This is a genomic window from Actinokineospora auranticolor (assembly GCF_002934265.1).
GTDB classification, from domain to species: Bacteria; Actinomycetota; Actinomycetes; order Mycobacteriales; family Pseudonocardiaceae; genus Actinokineospora; species Actinokineospora auranticolor.
The window spans coordinates 300,467-326,502 of the sequence record NZ_PTIX01000001.1 but is presented as its reverse complement, the minus strand read 5'-3'; the positions used below and the strand labels follow the sequence as shown (position 1 = coordinate 326,502).

Here is a 26,036-nt window from a genome sequence, read left to right as displayed (position 1 = left end):
CACCGCCATCCGCGGTGAGCCCCCTCGCGCGCTCCCGGTCCAGGGTTCGAACCTGGGCGAGCGGAGCCAAAATCCGCCGTGCTGCCACTACACCAACCGGGAATGGGACGTACCCCTGCCAGGACTCGAACCTGGGCCTCCGCGTTCGTAGCGCGGCACTCTATCCACTGAGCTACAAGGGCAAAATGAGACGCCGATCAGAAAATCGGCAGCCCAAAGGAAAAACCGCCCGGGTCGGTTTCCCGACGGGCGGCTCCACACCGGACGCGACTCACGTCACGGGAGGAAGCCACAGCGGCGGGCCTGCTGTCGGCGCGCGCCAACGGCGGCAAGCGCCGAGTAACGGCCTTGCACTCGTCGTCGCACCGCGCTCATGACCCTCTCCCCTGTCGCTTGAACACCCATATCCTGACTCACGCCCCCGACCGCGGTCAACGTGATTTGCTTCCCCCCGCCCGGAAAGACCATCAGCAGCTCTGCCGGTAGGGAAATTCGGCGGCGACGCGGTACTCCCATTCCTGGCGGTTCAGCGGACGGGTCACCTTGGCGCAGGCGGCCGACACCGGATCCGTTGCCATGCCCGCGATCTCGCCGGTGTCCCAGGCGAGGGTCGTGGGGCCACCGGTGGTGAGCAGCGTGGTGCCGTCGGTGACGAACGCGGCGGTGTGGACGGTGCCGGTGTGACCAGCCAGGCGGGTGAGGCGGACCGGGCGCCGGGGGTCGCGCAGGCTCCAGATGATCACAGTGCCGTCCTGGCTGGTCGTCGCGGCCAGCTCGGTGCCCGCGTGCAGCGCGAGGGACTCGACGATGTCGGTGTGCCCGTCGAGCCTGCCGGACTCGACCGGGCTCGCGGGGTCGGTGACGTCCCAGAGGGTGGGTCCGTTGCCGCTGGCGTCGGCGGCGGCGAGGGTCGGTTCCCAGGGGTGGAAGGCCAGGTCGAGGACGGCACCAGCGCGTTGGGGGAGCACGCCGAGCCGCGCGGGGGCGGCGACGTCGCGCGCGTCGTAGAGGGTGATCGCCCCGTCCGCGTGACCGACGGCGAGGACAGCGGACCGGGGGTGGTAGGCGAGGGCGCTGACCGCGTGCGCCGCCGAGTGGATCACCGTCCGGCGGGTCGGGTGGTCCGGGTTGGTGAGGTCCCACAGCGCGACCGCGCCGTCGTTCGACCCGATCGCGAGGACGGTGGGGCCGAGGAACGCGACAGCGGTGGATTCCGCCGCTGCCGTGGGGATGTCGGGCAGCTGGACGGGTTCGTCGGGGTCGCGCACGTCCCAGCGGACCGCCCTGCCGTCCGCCATGGCGACCGCGACCACGGGCTCGACGGGGGCGAACGCCACGCAGCAGGCGATCGCGCCGCCGCGGGCGAGGCCCGCCGCGCGCCGCGGGGAGCCGGGGCTGGTCACGTCCCACAGCACGGCCTGCCCGTCGGCGCCCACCAGCACGCAGAGCGGTTGCGCCGCGTGGCAGGTTTCCCGTTCCCGCCGCCCGCCCTCCCCCGACGTGCGCGGTGTCGTCTGGCTGCTCTCGACGATGCCGTCGAGGGAGAGGTCCCACAGGACCGCGGCACCGTCGGCACCGCCGGTCACCGCCATCCGGCCGTCCGGGCTGACCGCCACCGACAGCACCGCGTCGTCGTGCCGGTCCAGCGCCAGCACCGGCACGTAGCCCCGGGTGGGGTCGTCCGACCGGCGCCAGACGCGGGCGACGCCCTTGCGCTTCCCGGTCCGCATGCCGATGGTGATCGCGATCGTCCCGTCCGCGCTCAGCGCCACGGCGGAGACCACCTCGGGCACGTCCACCACGGTCAATCGACTCGGCTCCTTCTCGCGCCGCGTACCGCGCGACCGCAGGACCTGGGCTTCGCCCGCCTGACCGCCGAGGAGGAGGGTCTGACCGTCCGCGGAGACCGCCGCGGCGCGCACTCCCCACGGTTCTGCCCTGGGGTCGTTGCCGAAGGTGTAGGTACCGGTGATGTCGCGGGGCGCGCGCGGGTCGGCGAGGTCCGACACCGCGAGGCCGTCGTCCGCGCCGACGACCGCGACCGCGCCGTCCGCGCCGAACGCCACCGAGCGCAAACCCTTGTGCCCCTTGGGCAGCGGACGCGCTCCCGCGCCGTCGGACAGCGCGACGGTGCCGTTCTCGCAACCGACCAGCACGCGTTCGCGGGGCGCGACCGCCAACGACACGGGCGCGCAGCCGGGCGGCACCTCGACCTCGCGTCCGTTGTCGTCGACCCCGTTGGTGTCCCACAGCCGCGCGTACCGCCTGCCCGGTTGGTCTTCGAGCAGGGCCGCGGCCAGCAGTCCGTCGGACGAGATCGCGACGGCCGTCGACCTCGTCCCGGTGGACAGCACGCGCCGCAGCGCGGGGGCGGTGACCCGGCTCGCGTCCCACAAGCGCACGCCGAGGTCGTCGCCGGTCACCATCGTCCCCTGTGGACCGAATGCCGCGGCGGACACGGCTTCCCGCCCCTCGATGAACCTGGTGACCGGCCGATCGGTCACCAGGCTGGCCGTCAGGTCCGCGCGCGTCGAGGAGTCGTCGCGCAGCGCGACGGCGGCCAAGCCCGCGCGCAACGCGCCCTCGCGGTCGAGCGGCCGCTGGCGGTCCGCGTCCGCGAGCAGGTTCCGCACCACCCGGTCCCGCAGGTGTTCGGACGCCGCCGCGCGTTCCGCCGAGATCCGGGACACGGCGACGACCGCGCCCGTCGCCACGAGCAGGAAGGCCAGGCAGGACACCAGCACCCCGCGCACGGCGCGGCGGGACGCGCGGCACGCCTGGTCGACGGTGTCGACCCACCGGACGCGTGTGCCCGCCGCCTTGCACTCGGCTCCCGCCCGGTCGTCCGACGGCGCGACGACCCGCCACCCCCGGCGCTTCGCGGCGGCGAACTTGCCATCGAGGCCGCCGACCGGGCCTACCGCGCCGTCGGCGGTGACGGTGCCGGTCAACGCGCAGGACGAGTCGTGCGCGAGCACGAACCGGGCCGCGCGGGAGCGGCGCAGGTCGGCCAGCGCGACGGCGAACGCCAAGCCGAGGGAGCCGCCGTGGATGCGCGGCAGGTCCTCGGTGTCGTGCACGGCCACCGACCACAGCACGCAGTCGCCCGGGCGGCCGTACCGCCGCCAGGCCGCCGCGGCGGAGGGCGCGAAGTCGGCGTCCACCCGCAGGAAGGCCATCGTCCGGGGGTCCGGGTACAGCCCTGGCGGGCCACCCGGGAGCACGGTGAGTTCGAGGGTGCCGGTGGCCCCCGGGTCTGTGCCCACCGCGTCGAACAGCAGCGCCACCGGCCGCGGTGCGGACCGGGGCGGGTCGGTGGCCATCAGCACGGCGGCGATGACCGCGTACGCCTCCGCGGGTGACGCGGCGCGCCGGGTCAGGGGTCCGAGCACGGCGCGGACCGGCGCGGGCAGGTCGGTGCGCGGGAACAGGTCGGTCGGCGGGATGGCCTCGGTCCCGGTCAGCACGCCCGTGCCCGCCCAGTGCTCGGCGGCGGACATCCGCGCGGCGTGCTCACCGGCCGCCGCGAGCGCGACCGCCGCGACGGCGCGGGCGGCGGACCTGGTCGGGTCGGTGGGGTGTTCGCCGAAGAGACCGGTGATCGGGTCGTCGTCGGCGTACCAGGCGCGCAGCCGCGCCGGGTCGGCGGTGGCGGCCTCCGCGCACACCCGCCACCACAGCCCCCGCACCATGCGGGCGCGCAGCCGACCCGGGGTCGGCGCGTCCGAGCGCCCGGCGGTGAGCCCGGCCAGCAGCCGGTCCAACTCCGCGAGCGCGGCCCCGGTCACACCGCGCCACGGGGGACGAGGTACCACGGCGACCGGGGGTCGAAGCCCGGCAGCGGGACCGACCAGCTGATCGTCTCCCCCACTCGCGCGGAGTTCTCCAACGGCGCGAAACGTGGGGACCGGTCGACCGCCCGGTAGGCGATCCCCAGGTACCGCTCTCGGAAGGCGTGGGTGATGAGTTCGGCGGTGTGGCGGCCGAGGCGATCTTGGCTCAGCACCAGCGTCCCGGTGGTGTTCGGGAGCAGCACGCGCATGACTTCCGGTTGCTCGTCTTCCTGGGCCGCCCGGACGACCGCGGGCGCGTCCGCCACGGGCAGCGGGGCACCCGGCCCCGCGCGGTCGAGGAGGGCCAGCGCCCAGCGGCCGTTCGGCAGGTACGACAGGGTGCACCGGCCGTTGGCGTCGAAGGTGCCGAGGAAGTGCTGCACGTCATCGACCCTCAAGGCGACGACGACGTTCGGTGGCGGGGAACCGTTGGGCGCGAACAGGTCCAGGTGCGCGGTATGCGGACCGTTGGACCTGATGGTCACCCGCGGCCGCGACAGCTCGTCGTCGATCTCGGTCGTGTGGGCGTCGACCTCGTGCCATACGGGGAGCCGCGCCGCGGCGGAGCCGTCGTCATCCAGGTACGCGGAGAGGTCGATGTCCGTCTCCTCGTCCGCCGCCTCCTCCGCACCTGCGAAGGCCCCACCGAAGACCCCTTCAGGTGCCCAGGGGACGCCATTGGGGAAGCCGTTGCCGAAGGGGACTCCGTTCCCGAACGGAGCCGCCGAGCCGAACAGGCCGGACGGGGGACCTTCGGGGTAGGTCGTCAGCGGCCGCGCGCGGAAGCCCAGCCGGTCCGCGCCTTCGGGGGCGACTTCCGGGTACCCCGGGGAGCGGCCGGTGAACGCGGTCAGCGAACCCGCCACGGCGGCGCCGAGGTATTCGGCCATCCGCTTGACCCGGTCCACCTGCCCGGTCGCGCGCAGGCTGTCGACGAGCAGGCGCAGGACCCCGGCGAGCACCGGCGGTCCGCAGGACACGGCGCGCCGCAGTTCGGCGGCGATCTCGGCTGGCTCGACGGCGAGGTCGCGGCGCCACAGCCAGGCGTTGAGCACGGCGGCGTCGGGCGAGTCCGGTTGGGCCCACAGCAGGTCGTCGACCCACGACCTGGCCCGCGCGTCCTCGGCGCGCACCAGGTAGTAGCCCAGGACCAGGGCCCGCAGAGGCGACAGCGGCTCGATCAGTGCCTCGGCCGCCACGGTGTGCGCCGCGGCGAGGTCGCCGCGGTCGAGGTAGCCGAGCAGGGTGGCGTCCAGTCCGGCCGGGAGCCGCACCCGCCACCCGCTGTCGAGCGCGGCCTCCACGCACACGGTGGTGCCCGGCGGCACGACCGTGATCAGCGACGTACCTTGGCCGCCGACCTGGAGCGCGTGGCTCGGGCTCCGGCTGTCGCGCAGGACGACCGACGCGGTCGCCGCGACGACACCCTCGACCTCGACGTCCACACCGGTCTGCCAGACCCGGCCCGTGTACCGCCAGCCGCGCAGCCAGCCGTCGCTGGGGACGACCGGGTCGGTGTCGGGCTCGGTGTGCTGAGGCCGCAGCGCCACGGCGGCGGTGTCGCCCGGGGCGGAGATGACGAACGACGCCCGCACGTGCTCCCCGGACGGCAGCCAGCCCTGGGCCACGTACCGGCCGGGCGGGAGCTCGACCGGGACCGCGTGGTCCGCGCGGACCACGGTGGCGGCCACGGTCGCGAGGTGCTCGTCGAGCACCTCGACCGCGCCGACGACCGCGCCGGGGAGGGCGTGCTCGTCGGCGTAGCGCAGCTCAGCGGTGGCCATGGTGCTCCTCCCGGCGCGTCACGGGCAGGTCGAAGCGCAGGTGCGGTGGGGCGAGCGCGAAGTACTCCACCGTCGGCTCGTACTCGCCGCCGGGGAACTCGGCGCACAGGGTGCGGATGCCCGCGGTCCCGGTGCCCTGCCAGAGCGCGGGTCGCGGGCCGCGCCGCTGCTCCGGTCCGCCGCGCGGGTCGCGCAGGCACAGCTCGGCCACGCCCAGCGCTTCCCTGGGGTCGCAGCCGAGTTGGAAGGGCACCCGGGGGTCCGCGGGCAGTTGGCGGATCTGGCTGCCGGTGCCCTCGGTGCGCGGGGAGCAGCGCTGGCGCCGTTCGCCCTGCCACGCCAGCAGGCTGTTGACGGCGGGCGCGATCCGCCCGGTCTCGACGCACCACGGTCCGGTGGCGTCGCGTCGCACGGCGGCGGCGCCGTCCAGGGCGGCCAGCAGGGCCTCGGTGAAGATCGTGGTACCGCCTGCCACACCCAGCGCTTCCGTTTGCGGCTCGGTGGCGAAGATGGTGCACATCTCCCGCGCCCGGCGGTGCACGCTCGGCTGCAACAACACATTGGTGTCCACACCGGACATGGTGAGCAGCTCGGGTGGTGTGGTGCGGCAGGCGTCGACGAAGAAGCACTGGGTGCGGGCGCGGCACTTGGCCATGGCGTCGACGAACCGGTCGATGTCGATGGCGTTGGCGAAGAACCGGTGCGAGACCGCGCCGAGGTCTTCGAGCAGGGCCAACTGGTGGGTGCCCGCGCAGCCGTGGCCGCTGAAGAAGAACAGGGCGACGTTGTCCTCGTGGGAGTCGCACCTGGCGTACCAGCGGTCGAAGGCCGCGCGGACGGCCTCGAAGGTCGGCGCGTCGGTGCCCGGGGTGTCGGAGGCCAGCAGTTCGACGCTGCCCAGCGGCGCGATGGGGTCGGCGCGCTGGGCGGTGACCAGCCACTCGGCGACCCGGACCGCCGAGGCGGGCGGCGCGGTGAGGCCGCCGAACCGGCGGGCCAGCGCGGCTTCCAGGTGGGCGTGCCCGCTGCCCGGTTCGCAGTGCGGGTAGCGGCCGACGCCGATGACGAGTGCGTGCGTGCGCGGGCCGTCGCCCGGTTGGTCGAAGAAGGTCACGCCAGTGCCTCCGCGACGCGGTGGGCGATGCGCCGGTGGAAGTGGGGCTGGCGCAGGTAGGCGGCGTGCGCCCAGACCGCGCCGGAGGGGTAGAGGTAGTCGGTGGCGCGGTCGAAGATCGGAGCGACCCGGAACGCGAGCGGGTCGGCCCGGTCCACGACGTTGATCCACGAGCGGATGTTGTCGGGCACGACGGGGCTCGCGGGGGTGCTGGCCGCGAAGAGCTTCAGCTCCTCGAACAGGCCGACCTGGGAGCCGACGGTGACCAGGACGTCGACGGTGAGGTCGGGGCGGAAGTGGCTGAGCAGGTCGTAGACGATGTTGCCACCCATGCTGTGCGCGACGACGATCACCGGTCCCCCGTCGGCGGCGGCGCGTTCGACGGCGTCGGCGACCACCTGGACGATCGGCCCGGGCCGGTCGGGGGTGCCGCGGTGGGCGAGGTGGGCGAGGACGTCGCCGAAGGTCCGCGCGATGGACGGGCCGAGGTGGCGGCGGAACAGGTGCACGGGCGGCACGGTGACCGCGGTGACCGCCGCGCGGCGGAGCCTGTTGGCGCCGGAGGCGAGCCACTCGCGGACGGTGCTGAGGCCGCCGAGTGTCTCGACCTCGTCGTCGGCCGGTGGCCCGACCTCTGCGACGAGTCGGTCGACCAGGGCGAGGTCGTCGTGGACCTCGGCGAGCCACGGGTAGCGCTCGGTTTCCGGGGAGTCGGGGTACAGGGACTCCCGTAGTGCGGTGTAGTCGAGGACCGCGGCGGCGAACCCGATCGCGTCCTCGGTGCCGCCGGTGTCCTCGGCGACGGTGTAGAGGGCGTCGACCGCGTCGGGGAGGGAGGTGCGCGCGATGGAGAGCAGCCGCGCCTCGGCGGAGCCTTCGCCGCCTGCGGCGATCGACTCGGCGAGGTCGTCGGATCCGCCGAGGCGTTCGATGCCGTCCAGGTCGGCGCTGGCCAGGCCCCAGTGGAGTGCCCCGCCGTGCGCACCCCAGTACGGCGAGAGGATCCGGGTGTCCGGCCGCTCGGGGAAGGCGGTCGACACGAGGTGCCCCCGGAACAACCCGTCCCGAAGCTCCTGTGCCTCGACATACCCCCCGTCCAGCCGGTTGCCGATCCCGTGCACGTAGACCAGCGCCACGCTCACCCTCCTCTGGTTGTTCGGTTCACCGGCACACCACCCCGGTACACCCCGCCGGGTCACCGGACGAGGTGTTCCCCCCGAGATCGACCACCGCGCCGCGCGGCGCCTCAATCCCGTGATCCGCGTTGTTGCGAGTTGAGTTGCTCGCGATCTCGACCCCGCCGCCCACCTCGGTGTCGATGTGCAGCCCGTCATCGATGGCAAGGCCGTGGCGGTCAACCAGGCCATCGGACCGGTGACCGTTGCCGACGAAGGTGTTGCCCTCGATGGTCATCGACTCCGGTCCGGGACTGCCCAGCGATACAGTCGCCCCGGCAGCACCATTGCCTTCGAAGTGGTTCCCGGAAACCCTGGTTTCCCGCAAGCCTTGGGGGACGGAACTCCCCAAATGGAGGCCGACCTTGTTGCCTTCAAAGGTGTTCCGCTCGATCAAGATGCCTTGGGCTGGGGACGCGTCAATGGTGACCGCTACATCCGCACCACCGAAGGAGTTACCGGCCAGAATGACACCGCTGCTGATTCTCAGCTCGACCGTGCTCGCGTCGAAGATGTTGTTCGTGATCTCCGTACCACCTGACTGGCTGAGCAGGACGGTAGCGGAGCGGAAGACGTTGCTACGGAAGACGGAGTGAGTCCGTCCGGGCAACCCGACATGCGCACCGATCAGCTCACAACCGACCATCTCACCGACCGAAGGTTTCGAACTTCCTGCGGAGAAGCTGCCGGTGATCACGGAATCAGAGATCCGATAGTCGCTTCCGCCGGTCACAATCGAGATGTGCTCCGCGCGGCTCCGGGTGACCCGGGTATCGGAACCGGAAACCTGGAGCGAGATCAGTGTCAAGTCCTCGATCCGGGCGCCTGCCCCGTCCAGTTTGATCTGGCCTTGCACTGTGCCCCGTCGCAAGACCGAGCCGTCGTTGTTGTCGACCTTGATGTCTCCCACGACGGTGTGGCCGTCCAAGTCGATCAACACGTCGTGGGCGCCGATGGTCAGCGCGGGGCCTTCGCAGGTCAGATTCGCGCGCAGGACCGTGCTCTGCCGCACCACGTCCCCACAATGCAATGGCAGCGGCGGATTGATCACCATCAGCGTGACCGTCTGCTCGTCCCTCCGGCTCCCCGCGCTCACCGCCAGGCTGACCCGGTACTTGCCCACAAACCTGAACCAGTGGCTGAACTCGGCCCCCGTGCTCGTCGCCTCCGTTGTCCCGTCGGGTTTCGACACCGTCCACCGCCACGCGGTCGGCGCCCCCGTCACGCGTGCGCTGAACGCCACCGGCACCAGCACCTCCGGGGTCGCCGGGTTCGTCACGATCTCCTCCACCCGCAACTCCGGCAGCCGCGGGCCGGAGGGCTTGATCGACTCCGCCATCGTGCCACCCGTCGTCCGCGCGCGGGCCGGTTTCCCCGTGCTGGTACCGGGTTGTCCGGTGCGCGTGGTCGGTCCCGCGCTGGTGGGGGTCGGTCCCGGTGTCACAGCGGTGGCGGGCGGGTCGTCCTGGTATTTCTCCAGCCTCCGGACCGTTCCGTCCGGGGAGATGACCCCCGCGAATCGGGTCTCCGGGTCGTTGAAGTACACGATCCAGTCGTGTTCCACCAGGTCGAAGCGGCGGACGTGGTCGGAGAGCGGTTCCGTCCGGTTGACCGATGCCGTCGCGGTGTCGGCGATCAGCACGCGGTTGCCGTCTCCGTCCGTGAGGAAGACCTTGCCGCCCAGCAGAACCGGCTTCGCCGACCCGTGCGCGCCGACCGCGATCTCCGGGCCGCACGCGCGCGCCTCGAAATCGCACACCGTCAGCGACCCGCCGCGTACCACCACGAAGGCCGGGGCGTCCACCGCGCCCTGCACCACGTCACCCGCACCTATCTCGACCGACAGCGTCCGGGCCACGGCACCGGTCGACGTCAGCAACATCGCCCTTCCCGCCGCCACCAAGACCGGCGCGCCCTGAGCTGACGTCAGGCGGGGTGAGCGCTCGCCCGGGAACACGTGCTCCGTCCGGCGACCGGTCGGGCCCGTCGCGCCGAGCGTGTACGCGGTGATCGAACCGTCGGAGCCGTCGGCTACCCAGAGGGCCCGGTCGTCGGTGGTGTCGGCGGATACCGTTCGGGGCAGGGCAAGGGCGTCGCCGGTCGGCTGGAGGGTGTGGCGGTCCAGTGCCCGCAGCACGCCCCGCTCGCGGTCGAGCGAGAACACGCCGGTCGCGGTGTAGCGGAGATCCGTGGCGCGGCCGGACAACCTGGTCGCCCGCTTCTCGCGCGTGGCGCCGTCGATCCCCACGAGTTGCCCGGTCGCCGCGTCGAAGGCGTAGCCGTCGCCGCCGACCTGGTCGGTGTCGAAGCTGCCGTTGACGCCCGCGACCGGCACACCGGCCACCACTTGGACCGCCACCCCGTCGACCAGCGTCGCCTGGCCCACCGCCCGGGACGGCAGCCACACCTTGCCCGCGAACAGGTCCGGTCGGACGACCGGCGGCGCCGGGTCCGCGCCCGCGATCACCGCCGCGGCCGCGAGGACCGTCAGGCAGGCCAAGGCGACGGCCCGTTGAGCACTGGTCGGCGTCCCGCGCATCAGTACCGCCAGCGCTTGCGCAGTGGACGCGGGTTCAGCCGGTTGATCGGCCGCAGCGGCAGGCGGGCACCCCGGTACAGCGCGCGGCGCAGTCCCCGCTCAGTCGCCCAGGCCAGCCGGACGTCGTCGGGGCCGAGGTGGCGTGGACCGAAGACCGCGGCGGTGGCAGCCTCGGCGAGGTCGGCGAGGGGCGCCACGCGGGGGCCGAGCGCGGTCACGGCGTCCGAGGCGACCTCCCCCGGTGTGCGGTGGCGGGCGGCCGGGACGCGCAACTCCGTCAGCAGGTCGAGGCACTCCGCCCACGCGCCGATGACCCGGTCGGCGTCGTCGCCGCGGCGCCTGCGCCGGTGTCTGCGCCACGACTTCGCGCCGAGGACCACCAGCGCGGCCGCCAACACCGCCGAACCCGCACCCGTCGCCACGACCACCGACCACGGCGCACCCGGCGGCTGGTCCTGATGTGGCGACTCGGGGCGGTTCGCCGCAGAGGCCAGGTCCGGGGGCCCTGGCTCGTCGGCGGGGGTCGGGTTCGACACCGCGCGCGGCGGTGTGCGGCGCTCGGTGCGTGTCGGGTCGGTGGGGTCGTAGGGAACCCAACCGGCGTCGGGGAAACGCACCTCCGCCCACGCGGTAGCGTCCTTTGTGGATACGAGGTGCACACCCGCGGTGGTGGGGATCCGGTAGCCGACGACGACTCGGGCCGGGTAGCCGAGCGCGCGGGCCATGACGGCGAACGCGGCGGCGTGCTGTTCGGCGTACCCGTCGTCGTCGGTCTGGCGGGCGGCGATCACGCGCGCGATGTCGGCGTAGCTGTGCCCGGGTCGGGCGTCGCGGTTGTAGGGCAGCCCTCGCAGGAAGGTGTTGAGAGCGGCCAGTTTGCCGGTCGGCGTCGGCTCCGGGTCAGTCACCTCGTGCAGGAGTTGCCGGACGACGGGCGGAAGTCCCGGCGGGAGCCTCCGGTAGACCTCGTCGTCGGGGTTCTCGCTGGGGCGGACCGCACGGCTTGGCGGGTCGGCGGACAGCAGTTCGGCGGTGACGTCGTACACCGCTCCGCCGCGCGCGATGTCCGGAGAGTACAGCGAACCGGACGCCTCGTCGAAACCGACAGCCGCGCGCGCACCGGGGAAGTCGAGCCGGACCGGTTGGCCGAGCACCGGCACGAACGGGGACCGCAGGCGCGCCACGGTGATCCGCGCGTTCACCCGACGCGACGCGGGGCCGCCAGGAGCACCCGCCAGCCGCTGCCCGGCGGCCCGGAACTCGCCACCGGTGGTCCAGATCGTGCCGTCGAACCGGTCCAGCACGGCGATGGCGACACCGGGCAGCCCGGGCGCGTCAGCGGCCAAGGTGACCGCGCACACCGGCCGCGGCGGGTCGAGATCGGTCTGCGGCCGGACATCGGCGAGTGGCGTGAGCACGCGCGGCGTCTCGGCGGCCCGCAGGTCCAGCGGTCGCGGGTCGGCGCGGAGGGCACCGGTGCCGAACACCGAGGTCGCGCGGACCGCGAACCCGGAACCGACCGCCACCACCACAACGGCGCAGGCGACCGCGCCCCAGCGGACCGACACCTCGGACGCGGGCCGCGCCCGGTACAGGACCTGCGCGAGCACGACAGCCGCGAGCGCGGCGGCGAGCCCCAGGGACGTCCCCGGCACCGTGGCGACCACAACCAACCCGATCCCGTACGCCAGAACCGGCGGCCCGGCAGGCGCCACAGGCGAACGCGACCCGATCGCGAGCCCGGCCGACGCGTAGGCGGCCAGGAACGTGACCAACGCCAACGGAACCAGCACGCGGTGATCGACCGGGGCGGGCAATCCCACCGACAGCACCGTCACCCACCCACGCGCGGTCCCCGTCGCCACTTCACGAGCGGCCCCGGCCCACGTCCACGGCTCACCGCCACGAGCGAGCAGCACGACCGGCAGGACCACCACGACGTACCCCGCGACCGCCGACAAGACCTTGACGAGCGGAGACCACCGCCACCCGAACGCCGCCACCGCACAACCCGTTCCCACGATTCCGGCCACCGCGGCCACGGGCCAGTACGCCGCCGACTCGAAGAACCCGCGGTACAGCACCACCGACGGCACCAAGGCGAGCAGCCCCAGCCCGAGGTCGGCGGCGACACCGCGGGCGCCGGTCACCGGTTGTTCCACTTGGCGGCGAAGTCCGCGCTGGACGCCACCGTCAGCACGCCATCGACCTCGGGGCCTGTGGTGTCGGGATCTACCCGCACGACCAAAGCCCCCGGACTGAGTGCGGCATTCGGCCCGGTGGTGACAACGACGGTGGTCGCCGTCTCCGCGCCCGGAGCACGGAACCTCGGCGGTCGCACGGTTTCCGACGGTTCGACGCCTGCCAGGAAGTCGAGGACCGCCGTCACCCGCGCCTCGGGCGTGGCACCGAGATCGGGAACGTGGCCGAGGTCGGTGGTGCAGAGGGTGAGCCGGGCACCCGCGCGCAGCGCCGAGACCGCGAGGGACGCGGCAACGCGGACCGCGTCCTCGAACTCCTCCCCCACGGCAAGATTTGTGGTGTCGAGCAGCACGAACAGGCCCGGTGTGTCCAGCACGCCGTGGTGGCGCACCATGAGCGTGCCGATGCGGGCCGTGGCGGGCCAGTGGATGTACCTGCTGTCATCGCCGACGACGTACTCGCGCAGGCCGTAGTAGGCCATCCCGGTGCCACGCGGCCGCGCGGCGACGCCGTCGACGGTGAGGCGTTCGCCGCCGGGCCACGGCGAGGTGAGCGGGTGGTGATCGGGGTGCACGTGGATGACGGTGTCGCCCTCGGTGGCGAACCGGCGTCGGATGAGCCGGGCGGGGTCGTGGACCGTCAGCACCGGCGGCGGGAGCCGGTACACGCCGCGTCGGTCGGTGGGCAGGTGATAGCCGTGGACCCGGGTAGTGGACCGACCGCGCGACGGCGGCAGCGCGAACCGGCGTTCCCGCCCGTCCAACACCTCGGTGACCTCAAGCGCGGGAACCGTGCGGGAACCGGCGTTGTGCACCCGCAGCAGGCATTCCACCGACCTGCCAGCCGTGACCCGGTTCGGCTCGACCACGCGAGTGGCCCGTATCCGGGCCCCAACCGCCTGCCACACCGAGGAAAACGCCAGCAGGGCGGCGGCGCAGAACCCGAGCGCGACCGCCTCCGGGTAGTCGAACCGCACGCCGAGGGCCACGAGGACACCCGCGGTGCCGCCCGTGGCCCAGCCCGCGCCGGTCGGCCGGGCGCTCACCCGGTTCGCCTCGGTACGGGCACGGCGTCCAGCACCTCGGCGAGCACGTCCTCGGCGGAGGTACCGGCGAGCGCGGCGGCCGGGCTCAGCGGCAGCCGGTGCGCCAAGACGGGCACGGCCACGTCCTTCACGTCCCCCGGTGCCGCGAAGGGCCGTCCGGCGGCCGCGGCGACCACCTGCGCGGCGCGCGCCAAGGCGATGGTGGCGCGCGGGCTGATGCCGCCGAGCGCCTTGGGGTGCGCGCGGATCGCGGCGGCGATCCCCACCAGGTAGTCGCGCAGCGGCTCGTTCACCTCCACGGTGGCGGGCATGGCGAGCAGACGGCGCGCCTCGTCGAGGGACAGCACCGGTTTCACGGGCAGCACGTGCCCGTTGGCGATGCCCTGCGCCACGATCACCTTCTCCGCCACCGGGTCGGGGTACCCGATGCGGATGCGCATGAGGAAGCGGTCGAGCTGCGACTCCGGCAGCGGGTAGGTGCCCTGGTGCTCGTACGGGTTCTGGGTGGCCACGCAGAAGAACGGCGGGTCGATCGGGTGGGTGGTGAGCCCGGCGGTGACCTCCCGCTCGGCCATGGCCTGCAGCAGCGCGGCCTGGGTGCGCGGTGGTGCCCGGTTGATCTCGTCGCCGATCAGCACGTTGCTGAAGACGGGACCGGGGCGGAACTCGAACCGCCGGGTCTGCTCGTTGAACACGTCGACGCCGGTGATGTCGGTGGGCAGCAGGTCCGGCGTGAACTGCACCCGGCGCGCGGTACCGCCGTGCACCGACCCGGCGATGGCCTTGGCCAACGACGTCTTCGCCACCCCCGGCGCGCCCTCGATCAGCAGGTGGCCCTCGGCGAAGAAGCACACCAGCGCCAGCCGCACGGCGTCGGGCTTGCCGTGGATGTGCTTCTCGACGTTGTCCGCCAGCTCGGCGAACCCGTCGCGGAACCCCCCTGGCGACAAAGCCACGCGCCACCCCTCCGCCGAAGATCGAGTCGCCCGGTACATCGCACGGTCCGCGCACCCGTTACGGCCCACCGCGAACGCCCGCGCACCCGGTGGAACGGCCCGATCAGGCGCGCCGCCGCAGGGTCGGTGGGCCACTTGCGCGAACCACCGGACGGCACTAACGTACAACCATGTGGTTGTAGATAAGGCGACTGCGGACGAGATCGACCGGCTGTTCCACGGGTTGGCCGACGCGACGCGGCGGGACGTGCTGTCGCGGGTGTTGCGGCGGGCCCAGTCGGTGACCGAGTTGGCCCGGGAGTACGACATGAGCTTCGCCGCGGTGCAGAAGCACGTGGCGGTGCTGGAGCGGGCCGGTCTGGTCGGCAAGCAGCGGCACGGGAGGGAGCGGCTGGTGTCCGGCAACCCCGACGGGCTGCGGCGGGCCGCGCGACTGCTCGACGAGTACGAGCGGATCTGGCGGCACCGCGCGCTGGCGATCGAGGACATCCTGGCCGAGGACGAGGACAAGGAGGACGCGTGATGGTGGTCATCAACTCGCACAAGGACATCGAGGCGTTGACGCTGACGTTCGAGGCGGAGTTCGGCGCGCCGGTGGAGCGCGTGTGGCGGGTGTGGTCGGACCCGCGGCGGCTGGAGCGGTGGTGGGGGCCGCCGGGCTGGCCCGCGACCTTCGAGCGGCACGACTTCACCGTCGGCGGCCGGTCGGCGTACTACATGAGCGGCCCGGAGGGCGAGAAGTACCACGGCTGGTGGAAGATCACCGCGCTGACCCCGCCCACCGGGCTGGAGTTCGAGGACGGCTTCGCCGACGACGCCGGCCAGCCGATCGAGGCGATGGGCGCCACGCGGACCTCGGTCACCCTCTCCCCCGCGGGCGGCGGCACCCGGGTGGTGTCGGTGACGACCTTCGCCTCGGTGGAGCAGCTGGAGAAGCTGTCGGAGATGGGCATCGAGGACGGCCTGCGGCGGGCCATGGGGCAGATCGAGGCGGTGCTGGCCGACGACTGAGTCCACATCGGACCCGAACGAGCGCGGTCTCGGCTTGGCCGAGACCGCGCTTTTCGCTATGCGGCGCCCGCCGGACCGAGACTCACCGGACCCAGACTCACCGGACCCAGTTGAGCGGCGGCCAAACCCCGCAGCGCACGGCTTCCACATCGGACATGCGGCGCGAGCGGTCGGGGGCGTTGCGGTCGGCGCGCCGCATCCGCGCCGCCGCCTCGCCCCGCCTCAGCCGCTCCACGTCGCTCTCGGTGCTGCTGTTCGAACGGTCGACCATCCCCGCACCTCTCTTCGTCGTGATCCCCGAACACGGCACGTTCGACACTCAGAGTAGTGAAGACACTCCTTTCAGTCACGGTAGCTCCGGCGCGCCGCTCGCGCAAGTACTCGGCGATCGAACGGTCGCCACCGGGCCCCGGTCGACAAGAACAGGGTTACCGATCTCGCCGCGGCCACACCCGCGGGTTCGCCACGGGCCAAATATGTCCACAAAGGACCATTTGTGGGTCGGTGCGGGCCGACCGGACCGGTCGGTCATCCTTTCCGCTCGCTCCCTCGGCGTTCACCGAGCCGCCCGGCGGGTGGGATGGTCGTGATCGGACAAGTTCTCGATCACGGGTAACAGCGGCCACCCGCGTCGCGACCTCAAGGGCGATCCGGGCGTTGCGGAGCCCGGGGTCGCGAGGGGGTCTCATGGGCGTCGCCGTGGTGTCGACCGAGGACGACGACAGCATCGCCGGGCTGGTGCTCACCAGGGCCGGGGTATCCACTCCGGACGTTTCGGCGGCGACGACCGGACTGGCCGCGCGCGCGGGTGGCACGGACGTCCTCACCGAACGAACGACCGAGCAGCTGACCGAGGCGGACTGGCTGGGTTCGCTCTGGGAGACCTGCCTTGGCGCGCGGCTGGAACTGCGCCACGTCACCGACCCCCGTGAGCACCGCGTGGACACCTACCTCTTGGTCCGCGCGCCGGGAGCCGCCGAGTTGGTGTCCCGGATCGCCGACCGCGTCCCACCCGGGCTGACCGCAACGGTCATCACCGCCGAGTCGGACCTGAAGCGCATTCTCCTGCCCTTTCCCCTGGACCCCAACGGAATCGTCGAGATCGGCAAGACGATCAGCGCCCGGCCGGGCGCGGGCGGCGACACGGACGCGCCCCGGATCGCGGCCGTGACACCGTGGCGGGGTTCGACGCCGATGACGTGGCGTCGCTTGTGGACAGAGCTGGTGGCGCAGCCGGTGCCGGTCCTGGTCTCCACCGGTTTGCGCCCGTTCCGCGTCGACGACGACCTGAAGTCGCTGCTGGCCGGGCACACGGAGCGGTTGCGGCAGCTGTCCCGCTCCGGCCCCTCGCCGACGGGCAGCGTGTTCGGCCGCAGGCGGGCGCCGGACGACTTCGCCGCGGCCGCGGTCCCGCTGTTCGCCGACGCCGTCGACCGCTACGCCGACCGCGCCTTCGACGTGCGGGTGTCGCTGGCCGCCGCCGGGCCGCTGTCCCGGCGGCTGACCCACCAGGTCGCCGAGGCGGTGTCGACCGGTGACGCGGCGGCCGGGCTCGCGGGCAGGCCCGCGTCGATCACGTGGCCGGGCGCGGCGGAGGTCACGACCGCCTGGCAGAACGTCACCGGGCTCGGGTTCACCCGGTTGCTGCGGGTCCAGGACCCGATCGACGCCGTCGGGCCGGTCGAGCGCGGGCTGGCGACCACGGCGACCGTCGCGGAGGCGACCGCCGCGTTCCGGCTACCCGCCCCCTGACCAGCCGATGTAGACGCGGAGCCACCGCCCGATTACCGTGAGTGGTTCAGTCGAGGTGGAGGGGCGGGCGATGGCCGACGTGACCGACGAGACCCTACTGGCGGTTCCGGTGCCCCGGACCTGCCCGTACACCCCGTCGGCGGAGTACGCGCGGCTTCGGGAGCGGGAGCCGGTGGCCCGGGTGCGGCTCCCCAACGGCGAGCCCGCGTGGCTGGTGACCCGCTACGCGGAGGTGCGGGCGCTGCTCGCCGACACCCGGTTCAGCTCCGACCGGCGCGCCCCCGGGTTCCCGTTCCTGCTGCGCGCCAAGCCGAACCTGACCTTCCGGGACCGGGTGCCGATGCTGTCGCTCGACCCGCCCGAGCACGGCCCCGCGCGGCGGGCGGTGCTGGGTGAGTTCACCGTGCGCCGCATGCGCGAGCTGAGGCCGCGGGTCCAGCGAGTCGTTGACGAGTGCGTCGACGCGCTGCTGGCCGGTCCCCGGCCCGCCGACCTGGTCGCGGCGCTGGCGCTGCCGGTGCCGTCGCTGGTGATCTGCGAGCTGCTCGGCGTCCCCTACGCCGACCACGTGTTCTTCCAGGAGCGCAGCGCGGCGGTCGTGCGGCGGTCGACCGCACCGGACGACCGCGACCGGGCGATCCGGGAGCTGCAGGAGTACCTGAGCGGGCTGATCACCGCCAAGGCCGCCGACCCCGGCGACGACCTGCTGGGCAGGCAGGTCCGGCGGCAGCGCGCGGCGGGCGCGGAGGACCACGCCGAGCTGGTGTCGCTGGCCACCCTGCTGCTGATCGCGGGCCACGAGACCACCGCGAACATGATCTCCCTGGGCACCATGACCCTGCTGGAGCACCCGGACCAGCTGGCCGCCGTGCGCCGGGACCCGGGGTTGGTGCCGGGCGCGGTCGAGGAGCTGCTGCGCTACCTCAGCGTCGTGGAGAGCGCCCTGTCCCGCGTGGCCACCGCGGACCTGGCGATCGGCGGCACCCCGATCCGCGAGGGCGAGGGCGTCCTCGCCGTCGGCCACGCCGCCAACCACGACCCCGCCGCCTTCCCCGACCCGGACACCTTCGACGTCCACCGCGACGCCCGCCACCACGTGGCCTTCGGCTACGGCCCGCACCAGTGCCTCGGCCAGAACCTCGCCCGCCTGGAACTCGAGACCGTCTTCGCCACCCTCTTCCGCCGCGTCCCCACCCTCGCCCTGGCCACCCCGGCGGACGAGCTGCCGTACAAGGACGACGCCACGATCTACGGGCTCTACACCATGCCGGTCACCTGGTGAGCGGTGTCGCGGCCGTACGGCCCTGACGTGGCCCGCCGCCGGGGCAACAGGCTGGGGGCGGGCGTCGGGATCGGGGAGGTCGTGTGCGTATCGGACGATCGTGCTCTGCGGGGTCTTCTGCCTGCTGACCGCCGTGCCCGCGGCGGCCGAGGTGGGCGGGTACCGGGTCGTCGGCCTTGAGACGCCAGGGGTGTGGAGCGCGGTCGCGGATGTGAACAACGCCGGCACCGCTGCCCGGCCACCTGGACACGTACGTGTACGCCATCAACGGTTCGGGCACCGCCGTGGGCCAGTCATACCGCTACACCAACGAGAACTTCGAACCCGTGCGCTGGAACCCGGGGGGCACCCCCACCCGGTTGCCGACGCTGCGCGGCACGACGACGAACACCCCCTTCCACATCAGCGACCGGGGCGCGATAGCCGGGCAGGGCTACCTCGCGGACGGGGACCGCTTCTGGAGCCGCGCGGAGCTCTGGCTGCCGACCCACCGGTGAGCGGAGGGCACACCGCTGTCCCGTCCCGGTGGAACCGAGGACAGGTCACAGCCGCATGGCCCTGATGTGCGCGCACGCCGGGGCGGCACACTTGCGCGGGGCGTACCGGGGAGGGAGATATGTTGCTGCGCAAGGGAATGGTGTGCACTGCTGTCGGTTTGTTGCTCTCGGTGTCGATCCCGGCGGTGGCCGCGGGCGCGGAGGCGCGCGGGTTCACGGTTGTGGCGTTGGAGACGCCGGGATCGGTGAGTCGGGTCACGGGGCTCAACGACTCCGACATGGCGGTCGGGGTGCTCATACCGGACGAGTACCCGTGGGACACGATACCGGTGCGGTGGGGGCGCGATGGCGGGTTGACCCGGTTGACGCTGCCCGAGGACGCCGACGCCGGGTACGCGTACGGCATCAACAACGAAGGTACCTGTGCGGGAATGGTCTACAGCGAGGCCACGCTCGTCCAGCGACCCGCGCGGTGGGATCTCGACGGGCGGGTGACCGAACTGCCCGGGGCACCGGGGTTCCCGGAGACCGCCGCGATGAGGGTGACCGACAGCGGGTGGGTGGGCGGCTTCGCGACCAACGACCGGCTCCCGGCCCACCCGTGGCACGCGGTGCGGTGGGACCCGGCGGGTGGCATCGAGGTACTCGAGCCGCTGCCCGGCGACGAGCACAGCTCGGTCACCGGGTTGACCGACGACGGCGTGGCCTATGGCTTCTCCGCGCGCAAGCGCGCGACCGGCGCCCCGTCCGCCGCTGTCCGCTGGGGCCCGGACGGCACGCCCACCGCGCTGCCGGTGCCGTCGTGGGCGACCGGGTCCGAATTGCGCGGCCTCCGCGGCCGGTTCGCCTACGGCAGCGTCGGCCTCCCGAACGGTCGCAGCGCCGCGGTTCGGTGGAACCTGCGCGAGGACGCCACCACGGTGACCGTCCTCGAGCCGGAGGGGTTCGAGTGGCCGTACGTCTGGGGCGTCAACGCGCGCGGCGAGACCCTCGGGAGCGGGCAAGGTCTCGAGGACCGCCACCAGAAGGCGTTTCGGTGGAACAGATCGGGCAAACCGACCGAACTCGCGCCGCTCCCCGGCGACGACTGGGCGACCGCGAACGCCATCAACGGATCCGGTGCGGCCGTGGGGACCTCGACGAACCCGGACCGCACGGAGACCCGCACGGTGCGCTGGTCCCCCTCGGGGCGGATCGCCGAACTGCCCCTGTTGCCCGGAACCGGCTACGAATCGCCCGAGTACACCAACGAACGCGGTTCCGCGGCGGGTCAGGCCTACTCCACGACCGAGCCCCACAGCCGCGGCGTGCTCTGGGTGGCGACCGACGACTGAGACGCCCGCGGGCAAGGTGCACGCGGCAAGATCCACACTATCGTGTGGCGATCGGTACCGATCGCGAACAGCTGTCGTTTACTGGAAGACCGTGCTGCACGTGCATGATCACGTGCAGGGCAACGGCGGCCCGCCGGGGCGAGGTGCTCCCGGACCAGGCGGGCCGCCGTCTCCGAACAGGGGGTGGAGGCTGGTGTCAGCATCATCAGCCTCCGCCCCCGCCTCCCGGGCGCGTTCCCTTGCCCGGAAAGGTTTTCCCTCAGGGAGTGACGCGCCTGCGTCGGAACTGCTGGACGAACTCCCCGACGAAGGCCACGCCCGCGACCACTCCCACGGTCGGCACCGCGACCGGGGCCAGCACGTGGAACAGCAGCAGGACCGCGCCGAGCACCGCGACCATGAACACCATGGTGACGGCGAAGTCGTACCGCGCCGCGCGCCGCCGCGCGCCGCCGCGCGGCCGCCTTGTCCGGCCGCGCCGGGGTTTCCGGCGACCGACTCCCGCGCCCGTCCAACTCGATGAGCACGAGCGGCGTCCGGCCGCCGCTGCCGACCGGGTGATCGCGTTCCCCCCGGCCGGGGAGATGACCGTGTCTGCCTGGCTCGTCGGCCGCGCACACTTGTAAGGTCACCACTTGGTTCGTGCCTCCTGTTCGCTTCACACTCGGTCCAGAGGTGCGGGCCGGTCTGGACGTGCGGCTCCCCGGCGCCTACCGGGGAGCCGCACTTTCACGTCCATCCCGCCCTCGCGGCAATCATGCAGGAAGCCCCACGCGGTTTTCCAACCGACCGCCGAGTCTGCGACGAATCGCTCCTTCGCGGAGCCGAACGGTCGCGGAGAACGGGGGGACGGTGGGAGTACCGAGAAGCGACTCGCAATGACACGCGTACTTTACCCAGACCGGGAAACGCCTGACTGTCACCCCATCGGGTGGAGCGCCGGTAGTCCACTGGCGGCATGGGGAAATGCCAGTGGACCAGGCGATGTCACGAAGTTTTTTGAAGATCAATACCGGAGACGACCGCGCTCCGCCCACCCCTAGGCGCAATATTCACCCGAAAGTGTGGGCAACCTTCCGGCCACGCGGAAGACTCGCCCGTCCCGTTTTTGTCCAGTTCGCATTCGCGTACAAAACCGCGGAAATCCCGCCATTCACCGGTCCGCTCCCACGCACAGCGGACGCACAGGTCGCTCCCAACGCGCTCCCAGAACCGTCGGCGACGGTAGGGGCAGTCGACCGGAAGGACCGCCCGTGACCGCCCTCACCGAACCGCCGACGCTGCCCGCGACCGTCCCGACGACCTCGCCCGCGGGTGTCGACCGCGGCGTGCGAATCGCCGCCGGTTCGGCGCTGTGGGCGGCGCTGCTGCTGGTCACGTACTGGTGGACCACCGGCGGCGGCCTCGGGGCGCTGGCGGAGTGGGAGTCCGGCCTGACCTCCCTCGGTCGCCTCACCGGCCTGGTCGCGTCCGTGCTGCTGCTGGCGCAGGTCCTGATGATGGCCAGGGTCCCGGTCCTCGAACGCGCCTTCGGCCAGGACCGCCTCGTCCGCCACCACCGCGTCGTCGGGTTCACCTCGGTCAACCTCATGCTGGCCCACGTCGTCCTGATCACCTGGGGCTACGCGGCGGGCGACCTGGTCGAGACACCCGCGACGTCCTGGCAGCTGGTGACCGAGTACCCGGGCATGCTGCTGGCGCTCGCGGGCACGGTCTGCCTGGTGCTCACGGCCGTGACCAGCGTCAAGGCCGCGCGCCGGAAGATCCGCTACGAGTCGTGGCACCTGCTGCACCTCTACGCCTACCTCGGCGTCGGCTTGGCGCTGCCGCACCAGTTGTGGACCGGCCAGGACTTCCTGTCCTCCACCGCGACCACGGTGTTCTGGTGGTCCCTCTGGGGCGCCTCCGTCGGCGCGGTGCTGGTCTGGCGGCTAGGGGTCCCGATCACGCGGAACCTGCGGCACCGGCTGCGCGTCAGCGCCGTGGTGCCGGAGGGCGACGGCGTGTACTCGGTGCACCTCACCGGACGGGACCTGCGCCTTTTCCCGGCTCAGGCCGGTCAGTTCCTCGGTTGGCGGTTCCTCGACCGGAAGGGCTGGACACGCGGCAACCCGTACTCCCTCTCCGCCGCGCCCGACGGCCGCGGCCTGCGCATCACTGTGCAAGCGTTGGGCGACAACAGCATCCGCGTCGCACAGCTGCGACCCGGCACCCGGGTCCTGTTCGAAGGCCCCTTCGGCAGGCTCACCGAACGCGCCCGTGCGAGTCGGAAGGTGGCGTTGATCGGCGCGGGTGTCGGCATCGCGCCGCTGCGCGCGCTGGCCGGGGGAATGGCGTACGCGCCGGGCGAAGCCGTTGTGCTGCACCGGTTCACCGACCGCCCCCTCTTCGAGACCGAGTTCCAGGACCTGGCCCGGCAACGCGGGCTCCGGGTGGTGCCCCTCCCGGGCCACCGCCGCGGCCACGACTCCTGGCTCGGCGACGGCGTCGCGCGGCTCGACGACCTGGCGGTCCTGCGCGCGCTGGTACCCGATATCGCCGACCACGACGTGTACGTGTGCGGTCCGGCGCCGTGGGCGGCGCTGGTGTGCCGCACGGTCCAGGCCGCCGGGCTCCCGGCCGCGCGGCTGCACGTCGAGCACTTCGAGTGGTGAGGTCATGAAACGCGTCGTCATGTGGGGTTTGAGCACGCTCACCGTCCTCGTGCTCCTCTTCGGTTACCACACCTCGACCTCCGCCGCGCTGCCCGCGAGTTCGGAGGTGGTCGCGGTCGGCACGTCGTCGGGTGGCCGGACGGTCACCGGTCCGGTGGCGCAGACCCGCTGGGGTGCGGTGCAGGTCGCGATCACCCTGGCGGACAACAAGGTCACCGCGGTCACCGTGCTCCAGTCCCCCGATGCCAACCGCAAGGACCAGCAGATCAACGCCCGCGCGCTGCCCATCCTCACCGAGGAGGCGCTCGACGCGCAGAGCGCCGACATCGACATGGTCAGCGGCGCTACGGTGACCAGCGAGGGCTACCGCGAGTCCCTCCAGGGCGCGCTCGACGAGGCGGGGCTGTGATGGCACCATCCACACCGGACTCGAAGCGCTACGTCGAGCACGTCATGGGCATGCCGATCAGCCTCGCCCTGCGCGGCGCGCACACCGACGACGCGTCGGCGCGGTCGGCGTGGGCGGCGGTGATGGCCGAGTTGCGCGAGGTGGACCGCGTGTTCAGCACGTTCCGCGTGGACTCGGTGATCTCCCGCCTCGGCCGCGGCGAGATCGGCCCGGTGGACTGCCCACCCGAGGTCACCGAGGTGCTCGGACTGGCCGAGTGGGCCGAGCACGACTCCGGCGGCGCCTTCCGCGTCCGGCGCCCGGGCCCGGACGGCGAGTCCGTGCTGGACCCGAACGGCGTGGTCAAGGGCTGGGCGGCCGAGCGCGCCGCCGAGCACCTGCGCGCGTTGCCCGACACCGGCTTCTGCCTCTCCGCAGGCGGCGACCTGGTCTGCCGGACCCTCGACCCGGACGGCGCGCCGTGGCGCGTCGGCGTCGAGGACCCGCGCTCCCCCAGCAAGATCATCGCCGTCATCCCGATCCGCTCCGGCGCGGTCGCGACCTCCGGCACCGCGCACCGCGGCGAGCACATCGTGGACGGCCGCACCGGCCGCCCGCCCGCCGACGTCGCCTCGGTGACCGTCGTCGCCGACACCCTCACCTGGGCCGACATCGACGCCACCGCCGCCTACGCGCACGGCCGCGACGCCGCCACCTGGCTGCGCACCCGGCCCGACCGCACCGGCCTGGTCGTCTGGCGCGACGGCCGCACCACCGTCGTGGCCTGATCCCGCCCCTTCGGGCGCCCGCGCGGGCGGCTGTCCACCTCGGTCACCACACCACCGGCTGAACGGCGGCCCAGTGCGGTCCGGATCACACCGTCCACCCTAACGGTCCACCTTGGCCACACGATGACCACAAAGCGACCCGGCGGGGTAATGGGTATCGTGGTTGATCGACGCGGCTTTCCCGGAGGTGGAATATGGGCGGAACGCACCCTGGACCCGACCCGTTCTCGCGTTTGTCCGTGCGGCGAAACGCGATACCGGAATGCGTACCCGGTTGCGCCTTTCAGCCCCGGGTCGCGGCGCGTTTGGGGCATTGACAGCAGGTGGGAGCCCGCCTAGCGTGACCCGGCGTCGCCGCGTTTAGCGAGCAGCGCGGCGGTTCGGCCTTTCGGCGGGGCATTACCAGTATTCACAGAACAGGAGCATTGTGTCCGCAGGGGGCGCCAAATCCGGCTTTCTGGCGTATTCGACGTTGCTGCGTTCGCCCGGGGCCGCGGCACTGGGCCTGTGGGGCTTCGTCGGGCGCTTCCCCATCGCCATGCGCTCGCTGGCCTGCCTGCTGCTGGTGTCCGCGGCGACCGGTTCACTCGGACAGGCCGGGGTGGTCGCGGCGACGCTGCTGGTCGCGCAGGGGCTGGCGAGCCCGGTGCTCGGGCGGCTGGCCGACCGGCACAGCCAGCGGCGCGTGCTGCTGCTCGCGTGCGCGGGCCACGGCCTGGGCCTGGTCTGGCTGCTGGTGGCGGCGGTGCTGCGGGCGCCGCTGTGGCTGCTGGTGGTCGCGGCGGTGGTGACCGGCTGCTCGTCGGTGTCGCTGACGTCGTTCATGCGGGCCAGGTGGGCCGCGCTGGTCGACCAGGGCGGGCTGCGCACCGCGTACGCGCTCGAGTCCATGTTGGACGAGACCATCTTCCTGCTGGGACCGCTGCTGGCCACGGCGCTGGCCACCGCGGCGCACCCGGCGGCGGGGCTGGTGGCGTGCGTCGTGCTGACCACCGCGGGCTCGATCGCGCTGGCGCTGCACAAGCCGTCCGAGCCCGGCGTGAAGCCGGTCGACCCGAGCGGGCCGCGGCGGGCGATCGCGGTGCGCGGCGTGCAGGTGTTGATCGTCGCCTACGCGGGGTTGGGTTTCCTGCTCGGCGCGGTGGACGTGACCATGGTCGCGTTCGCGAAGGAGCAGGGGTCGCCCGGGATGGCCGGGGTGTTCCTGTCGCTCACGGCGGTGGGGAGCCTGGTCGCGGGCGGGGTGTACGGGGCGGTGGACTGGCGGCTGTCGCAGGCCCGGCTGCTGTCGATCACCGCCGGGACGGTGGCGGTGGGCACGGTGCCGCTGGCGTTCGCCGGGTCGTCCCTGGCGATGGCGGGGTTGGCGGTGGTGGCCGGGGTGGCCCTGTCGCCGTCGTTGATCGCGGGTAGCACGTTGTTGGAGTCGTTGGCACCCAGGGGTTCCCTGTCGGAGGGGTTCTCGTGGCTGAGCAGCGCGGGCGCGCTCGGCATCGCCGCGGGCACGGCGGTGGGCGGGCGGCTCGCCGAGTCCGGCGGTTCGTCGCACGCGGCGCTGGCCGCGGTCGGCGGCGGGGTCGTCGCGCTGGCGTTGAGCCTGTTGGGCCAGTCCGCGTTGCACGCGGGCACCCGGGACGTGCCCGCGGGTAGTGGTTCGGTCGTGGAGAGGTGAGGGAAACACC

At 72.9% G+C, this 26,036-nt stretch carries 21 protein-coding genes and 2 tRNA genes; 11 read left to right on the top strand and 12 right to left on the bottom strand.

The annotated features are described in order from the left end of the window. Positions 1-31: 31 nt before the first annotated feature. The 10 genes from CLV40_RS01420 to CLV40_RS01380 form a co-directional block, all read right to left on the bottom strand. Positions 32-102: transfer RNA gene (locus CLV40_RS01420), tRNA-Gln, on the bottom strand. 8 nt (positions 103-110) lie between these two features. Then, a tRNA-Arg gene (locus tag CLV40_RS01415) sits at positions 111-182 on the bottom strand. Between the two features lie 285 nt (positions 183-467). Then, the gene (locus tag CLV40_RS01410; RefSeq protein WP_104476084.1) at positions 468-3,788 is read right to left on the bottom strand and encodes a hypothetical protein; all 3,321 of its coding nucleotides are present in this window, start codon (positions 3,786-3,788) and stop codon (positions 468-470) included. Beyond that, positions 3,785-5,617 (bottom strand): thioesterase domain-containing protein, encoded by a 1,833-nt coding sequence (locus CLV40_RS01405; protein ID WP_104476082.1) that lies wholly within the window; start codon positions 5,615-5,617, stop codon positions 3,785-3,787. Before CLV40_RS01405 ends, CLV40_RS01410 begins: the two co-directional genes overlap by 4 nt. Then, positions 5,604-6,731: a caspase family protein gene (locus CLV40_RS37690; RefSeq protein ID WP_181043259.1), complete on the bottom strand. Its 1,128-nt coding sequence runs from the start codon at positions 6,729-6,731 to the stop codon at positions 5,604-5,606. Before CLV40_RS37690 ends, CLV40_RS01405 begins: the two co-directional genes overlap by 14 nt. Then, a complete protein-coding gene (locus CLV40_RS37685) occupies positions 6,728-7,867 on the bottom strand; it encodes a lipase family protein (RefSeq protein WP_181043258.1) in 1,140 nt (379 codons plus the stop codon). Before CLV40_RS37685 ends, CLV40_RS37690 begins: the two co-directional genes overlap by 4 nt. 25 nt (positions 7,868-7,892) lie before the next feature. Next, complete coding sequence (locus CLV40_RS01395) at positions 7,893-10,154, bottom strand: right-handed parallel beta-helix repeat-containing protein (RefSeq protein WP_146107882.1); 2,262 nt, start codon at positions 10,152-10,154, stop codon at positions 7,893-7,895. Positions 10,155-10,444: 290 nt separating this feature from the next. After that, positions 10,445-12,595: a transglutaminase TgpA family protein gene (locus CLV40_RS01390; protein WP_146107881.1), complete on the bottom strand. Its 2,151-nt coding sequence runs from the start codon at positions 12,593-12,595 to the stop codon at positions 10,445-10,447. Further along, complete coding sequence (locus CLV40_RS01385; protein ID WP_104476075.1) at positions 12,592-13,692, bottom strand: DUF58 domain-containing protein; 1,101 nt, start codon at positions 13,690-13,692, stop codon at positions 12,592-12,594. The genes CLV40_RS01390 and CLV40_RS01385 overlap by 4 nt, the downstream gene beginning before the upstream one ends. After that, positions 13,689-14,648, bottom strand: a complete 960-nt coding sequence (locus CLV40_RS01380; RefSeq protein ID WP_245930934.1) for an AAA family ATPase — start codon at positions 14,646-14,648, stop codon at positions 13,689-13,691. Before CLV40_RS01380 ends, CLV40_RS01385 begins: the two co-directional genes overlap by 4 nt. Positions 14,649-14,820: 172 nt before the next feature. Between CLV40_RS01380 and CLV40_RS39240 the strand changes: the two genes are divergently transcribed. Together CLV40_RS39240 and CLV40_RS01370 are read left to right on the top strand one after the other, a co-directional pair. Next, on the top strand, positions 14,821-15,171 hold the full coding sequence (locus CLV40_RS39240; RefSeq protein WP_245930932.1) for an ArsR/SmtB family transcription factor: 351 nt from the start codon (positions 14,821-14,823) through the stop codon (positions 15,169-15,171). Further along, positions 15,171-15,659: an SRPBCC family protein gene (locus CLV40_RS01370; protein WP_104476072.1), complete on the top strand. Its 489-nt coding sequence runs from the start codon at positions 15,171-15,173 to the stop codon at positions 15,657-15,659. The genes CLV40_RS39240 and CLV40_RS01370 overlap by 1 nt, the downstream gene beginning before the upstream one ends. 97 nt (positions 15,660-15,756) lie before the next feature. Here CLV40_RS01370 and CLV40_RS37680 read toward each other — a convergent pair whose 3' ends face one another. Beyond that, entirely contained in the window at positions 15,757-15,930 is a 174-nt protein-coding gene (locus CLV40_RS37680; RefSeq protein WP_181043257.1) for a hypothetical protein, read from the bottom strand. 416 nt (positions 15,931-16,346) lie between these two features. Between CLV40_RS37680 and CLV40_RS01365 the strand changes: the two genes are divergently transcribed. The 4 genes from CLV40_RS01365 to CLV40_RS01350 all read left to right on the top strand — a co-directional run bounded on the left by CLV40_RS01365 (position 16,347) and on the right by CLV40_RS01350 (position 20,524). Further along, a complete protein-coding gene (locus CLV40_RS01365) occupies positions 16,347-17,411 on the top strand; it encodes a hypothetical protein (RefSeq protein ID WP_104476070.1) in 1,065 nt (354 codons plus the stop codon). Positions 17,412-17,481: 70 nt separating this feature from the next. Next, a complete protein-coding gene (locus tag CLV40_RS01360; RefSeq protein WP_104476068.1) occupies positions 17,482-18,693 on the top strand; it encodes a cytochrome P450 in 1,212 nt (403 codons plus the stop codon). A 254-nt stretch (positions 18,694-18,947) separates the two neighbouring features. Next, positions 18,948-19,190 carry a hypothetical protein gene (locus tag CLV40_RS01355; protein WP_104476067.1) on the top strand — a complete coding sequence of 81 codons (243 nt, stop codon included), beginning with the start codon at positions 18,948-18,950 and terminating at the stop codon, positions 19,188-19,190. Positions 19,191-19,309: 119 nt separating this feature from the next. Next, a complete protein-coding gene (locus CLV40_RS01350; protein ID WP_104476065.1) occupies positions 19,310-20,524 on the top strand; it encodes a hypothetical protein in 1,215 nt (404 codons plus the stop codon). A 259-nt stretch (positions 20,525-20,783) separates the two neighbouring features. Here the strand turns inward: CLV40_RS01350 and CLV40_RS37675 are convergent, their stop codons facing one another. Then, entirely contained in the window at positions 20,784-20,924 is a 141-nt protein-coding gene (locus CLV40_RS37675; RefSeq protein WP_181043256.1) for a hypothetical protein, read from the bottom strand. On the opposite strand from CLV40_RS37675, the gene CLV40_RS01345 reads away from it, so the two are divergent. The 5 genes from CLV40_RS01345 (at position 20,923) to CLV40_RS01325 (ending at position 26,026) form a co-directional block, all read left to right on the top strand. Then, positions 20,923-21,150 (top strand): hypothetical protein, encoded by a 228-nt coding sequence (locus tag CLV40_RS01345; RefSeq protein ID WP_146107880.1) that lies wholly within the window; start codon positions 20,923-20,925, stop codon positions 21,148-21,150. The two genes, CLV40_RS37675 and CLV40_RS01345, sit on opposite strands and share 2 nt — an antisense overlap. Before the next feature lie 627 nt (positions 21,151-21,777). Further along, entirely contained in the window at positions 21,778-23,178 is a 1,401-nt protein-coding gene (locus tag CLV40_RS01340) for a ferredoxin reductase family protein (protein ID WP_104476062.1), read from the top strand. Between the two features lie 4 nt (positions 23,179-23,182). Beyond that, positions 23,183-23,587 (top strand): FMN-binding protein, encoded by a 405-nt coding sequence (locus tag CLV40_RS01335; RefSeq protein WP_104476060.1) that lies wholly within the window; start codon positions 23,183-23,185, stop codon positions 23,585-23,587. Next, positions 23,587-24,354 carry an FAD:protein FMN transferase gene (locus tag CLV40_RS01330; RefSeq protein WP_219823871.1) on the top strand — a complete coding sequence of 256 codons (768 nt, stop codon included), beginning with the start codon at positions 23,587-23,589 and terminating at the stop codon, positions 24,352-24,354. Before CLV40_RS01335 ends, CLV40_RS01330 begins: the two co-directional genes overlap by 1 nt. Positions 24,355-24,781: 427 nt before the next feature. Further along, a complete protein-coding gene (locus tag CLV40_RS01325) occupies positions 24,782-26,026 on the top strand; it encodes an MFS transporter (RefSeq protein WP_219823870.1) in 1,245 nt (414 codons plus the stop codon). Positions 26,027-26,036: the final 10 nt, after the last annotated feature.

Bases quoted from the DNA above. Each gene is read 5' to 3' on its own strand.
- CLV40_RS01345 (WP_146107880.1), top strand. From the start codon at position 20,923: ATGAACACCATGGTGACGGCGAAGTCGTACCGCGCCGCGCGCCGCCGC.
- CLV40_RS37675 (WP_181043256.1), bottom strand. From the start codon at position 20,924: ATGGTCGCGGTGCTCGGCGCGGTCCTGCTGCTGTTCCACGTGCTGGCC.
- CLV40_RS01335 (WP_104476060.1), top strand. From the start codon at position 23,183: ATGAAACGCGTCGTCATGTGGGGTTTGAGCACGCTCACCGTCCTCGTG.
- CLV40_RS37680 (WP_181043257.1), bottom strand. From the start codon at position 15,930: ATGGTCGACCGTTCGAACAGCAGCACCGAGAGCGACGTGGAGCGGCTG.
- CLV40_RS01350 (WP_104476065.1), top strand. From the start codon at position 19,310: ATGTTGCTGCGCAAGGGAATGGTGTGCACTGCTGTCGGTTTGTTGCTC.
- CLV40_RS01360 (WP_104476068.1), top strand. From the start codon at position 17,482: ATGGCCGACGTGACCGACGAGACCCTACTGGCGGTTCCGGTGCCCCGG.
- CLV40_RS01365 (WP_104476070.1), top strand. From the start codon at position 16,347: ATGGGCGTCGCCGTGGTGTCGACCGAGGACGACGACAGCATCGCCGGG.
- CLV40_RS01330 (WP_219823871.1), top strand. From the start codon at position 23,587: ATGGCACCATCCACACCGGACTCGAAGCGCTACGTCGAGCACGTCATG.
- CLV40_RS01370 (WP_104476072.1), top strand. From the start codon at position 15,171: ATGGTGGTCATCAACTCGCACAAGGACATCGAGGCGTTGACGCTGACG.
- CLV40_RS01405 (WP_104476082.1), bottom strand. From the start codon at position 5,617: ATGGCCACCGCTGAGCTGCGCTACGCCGACGAGCACGCCCTCCCCGGC.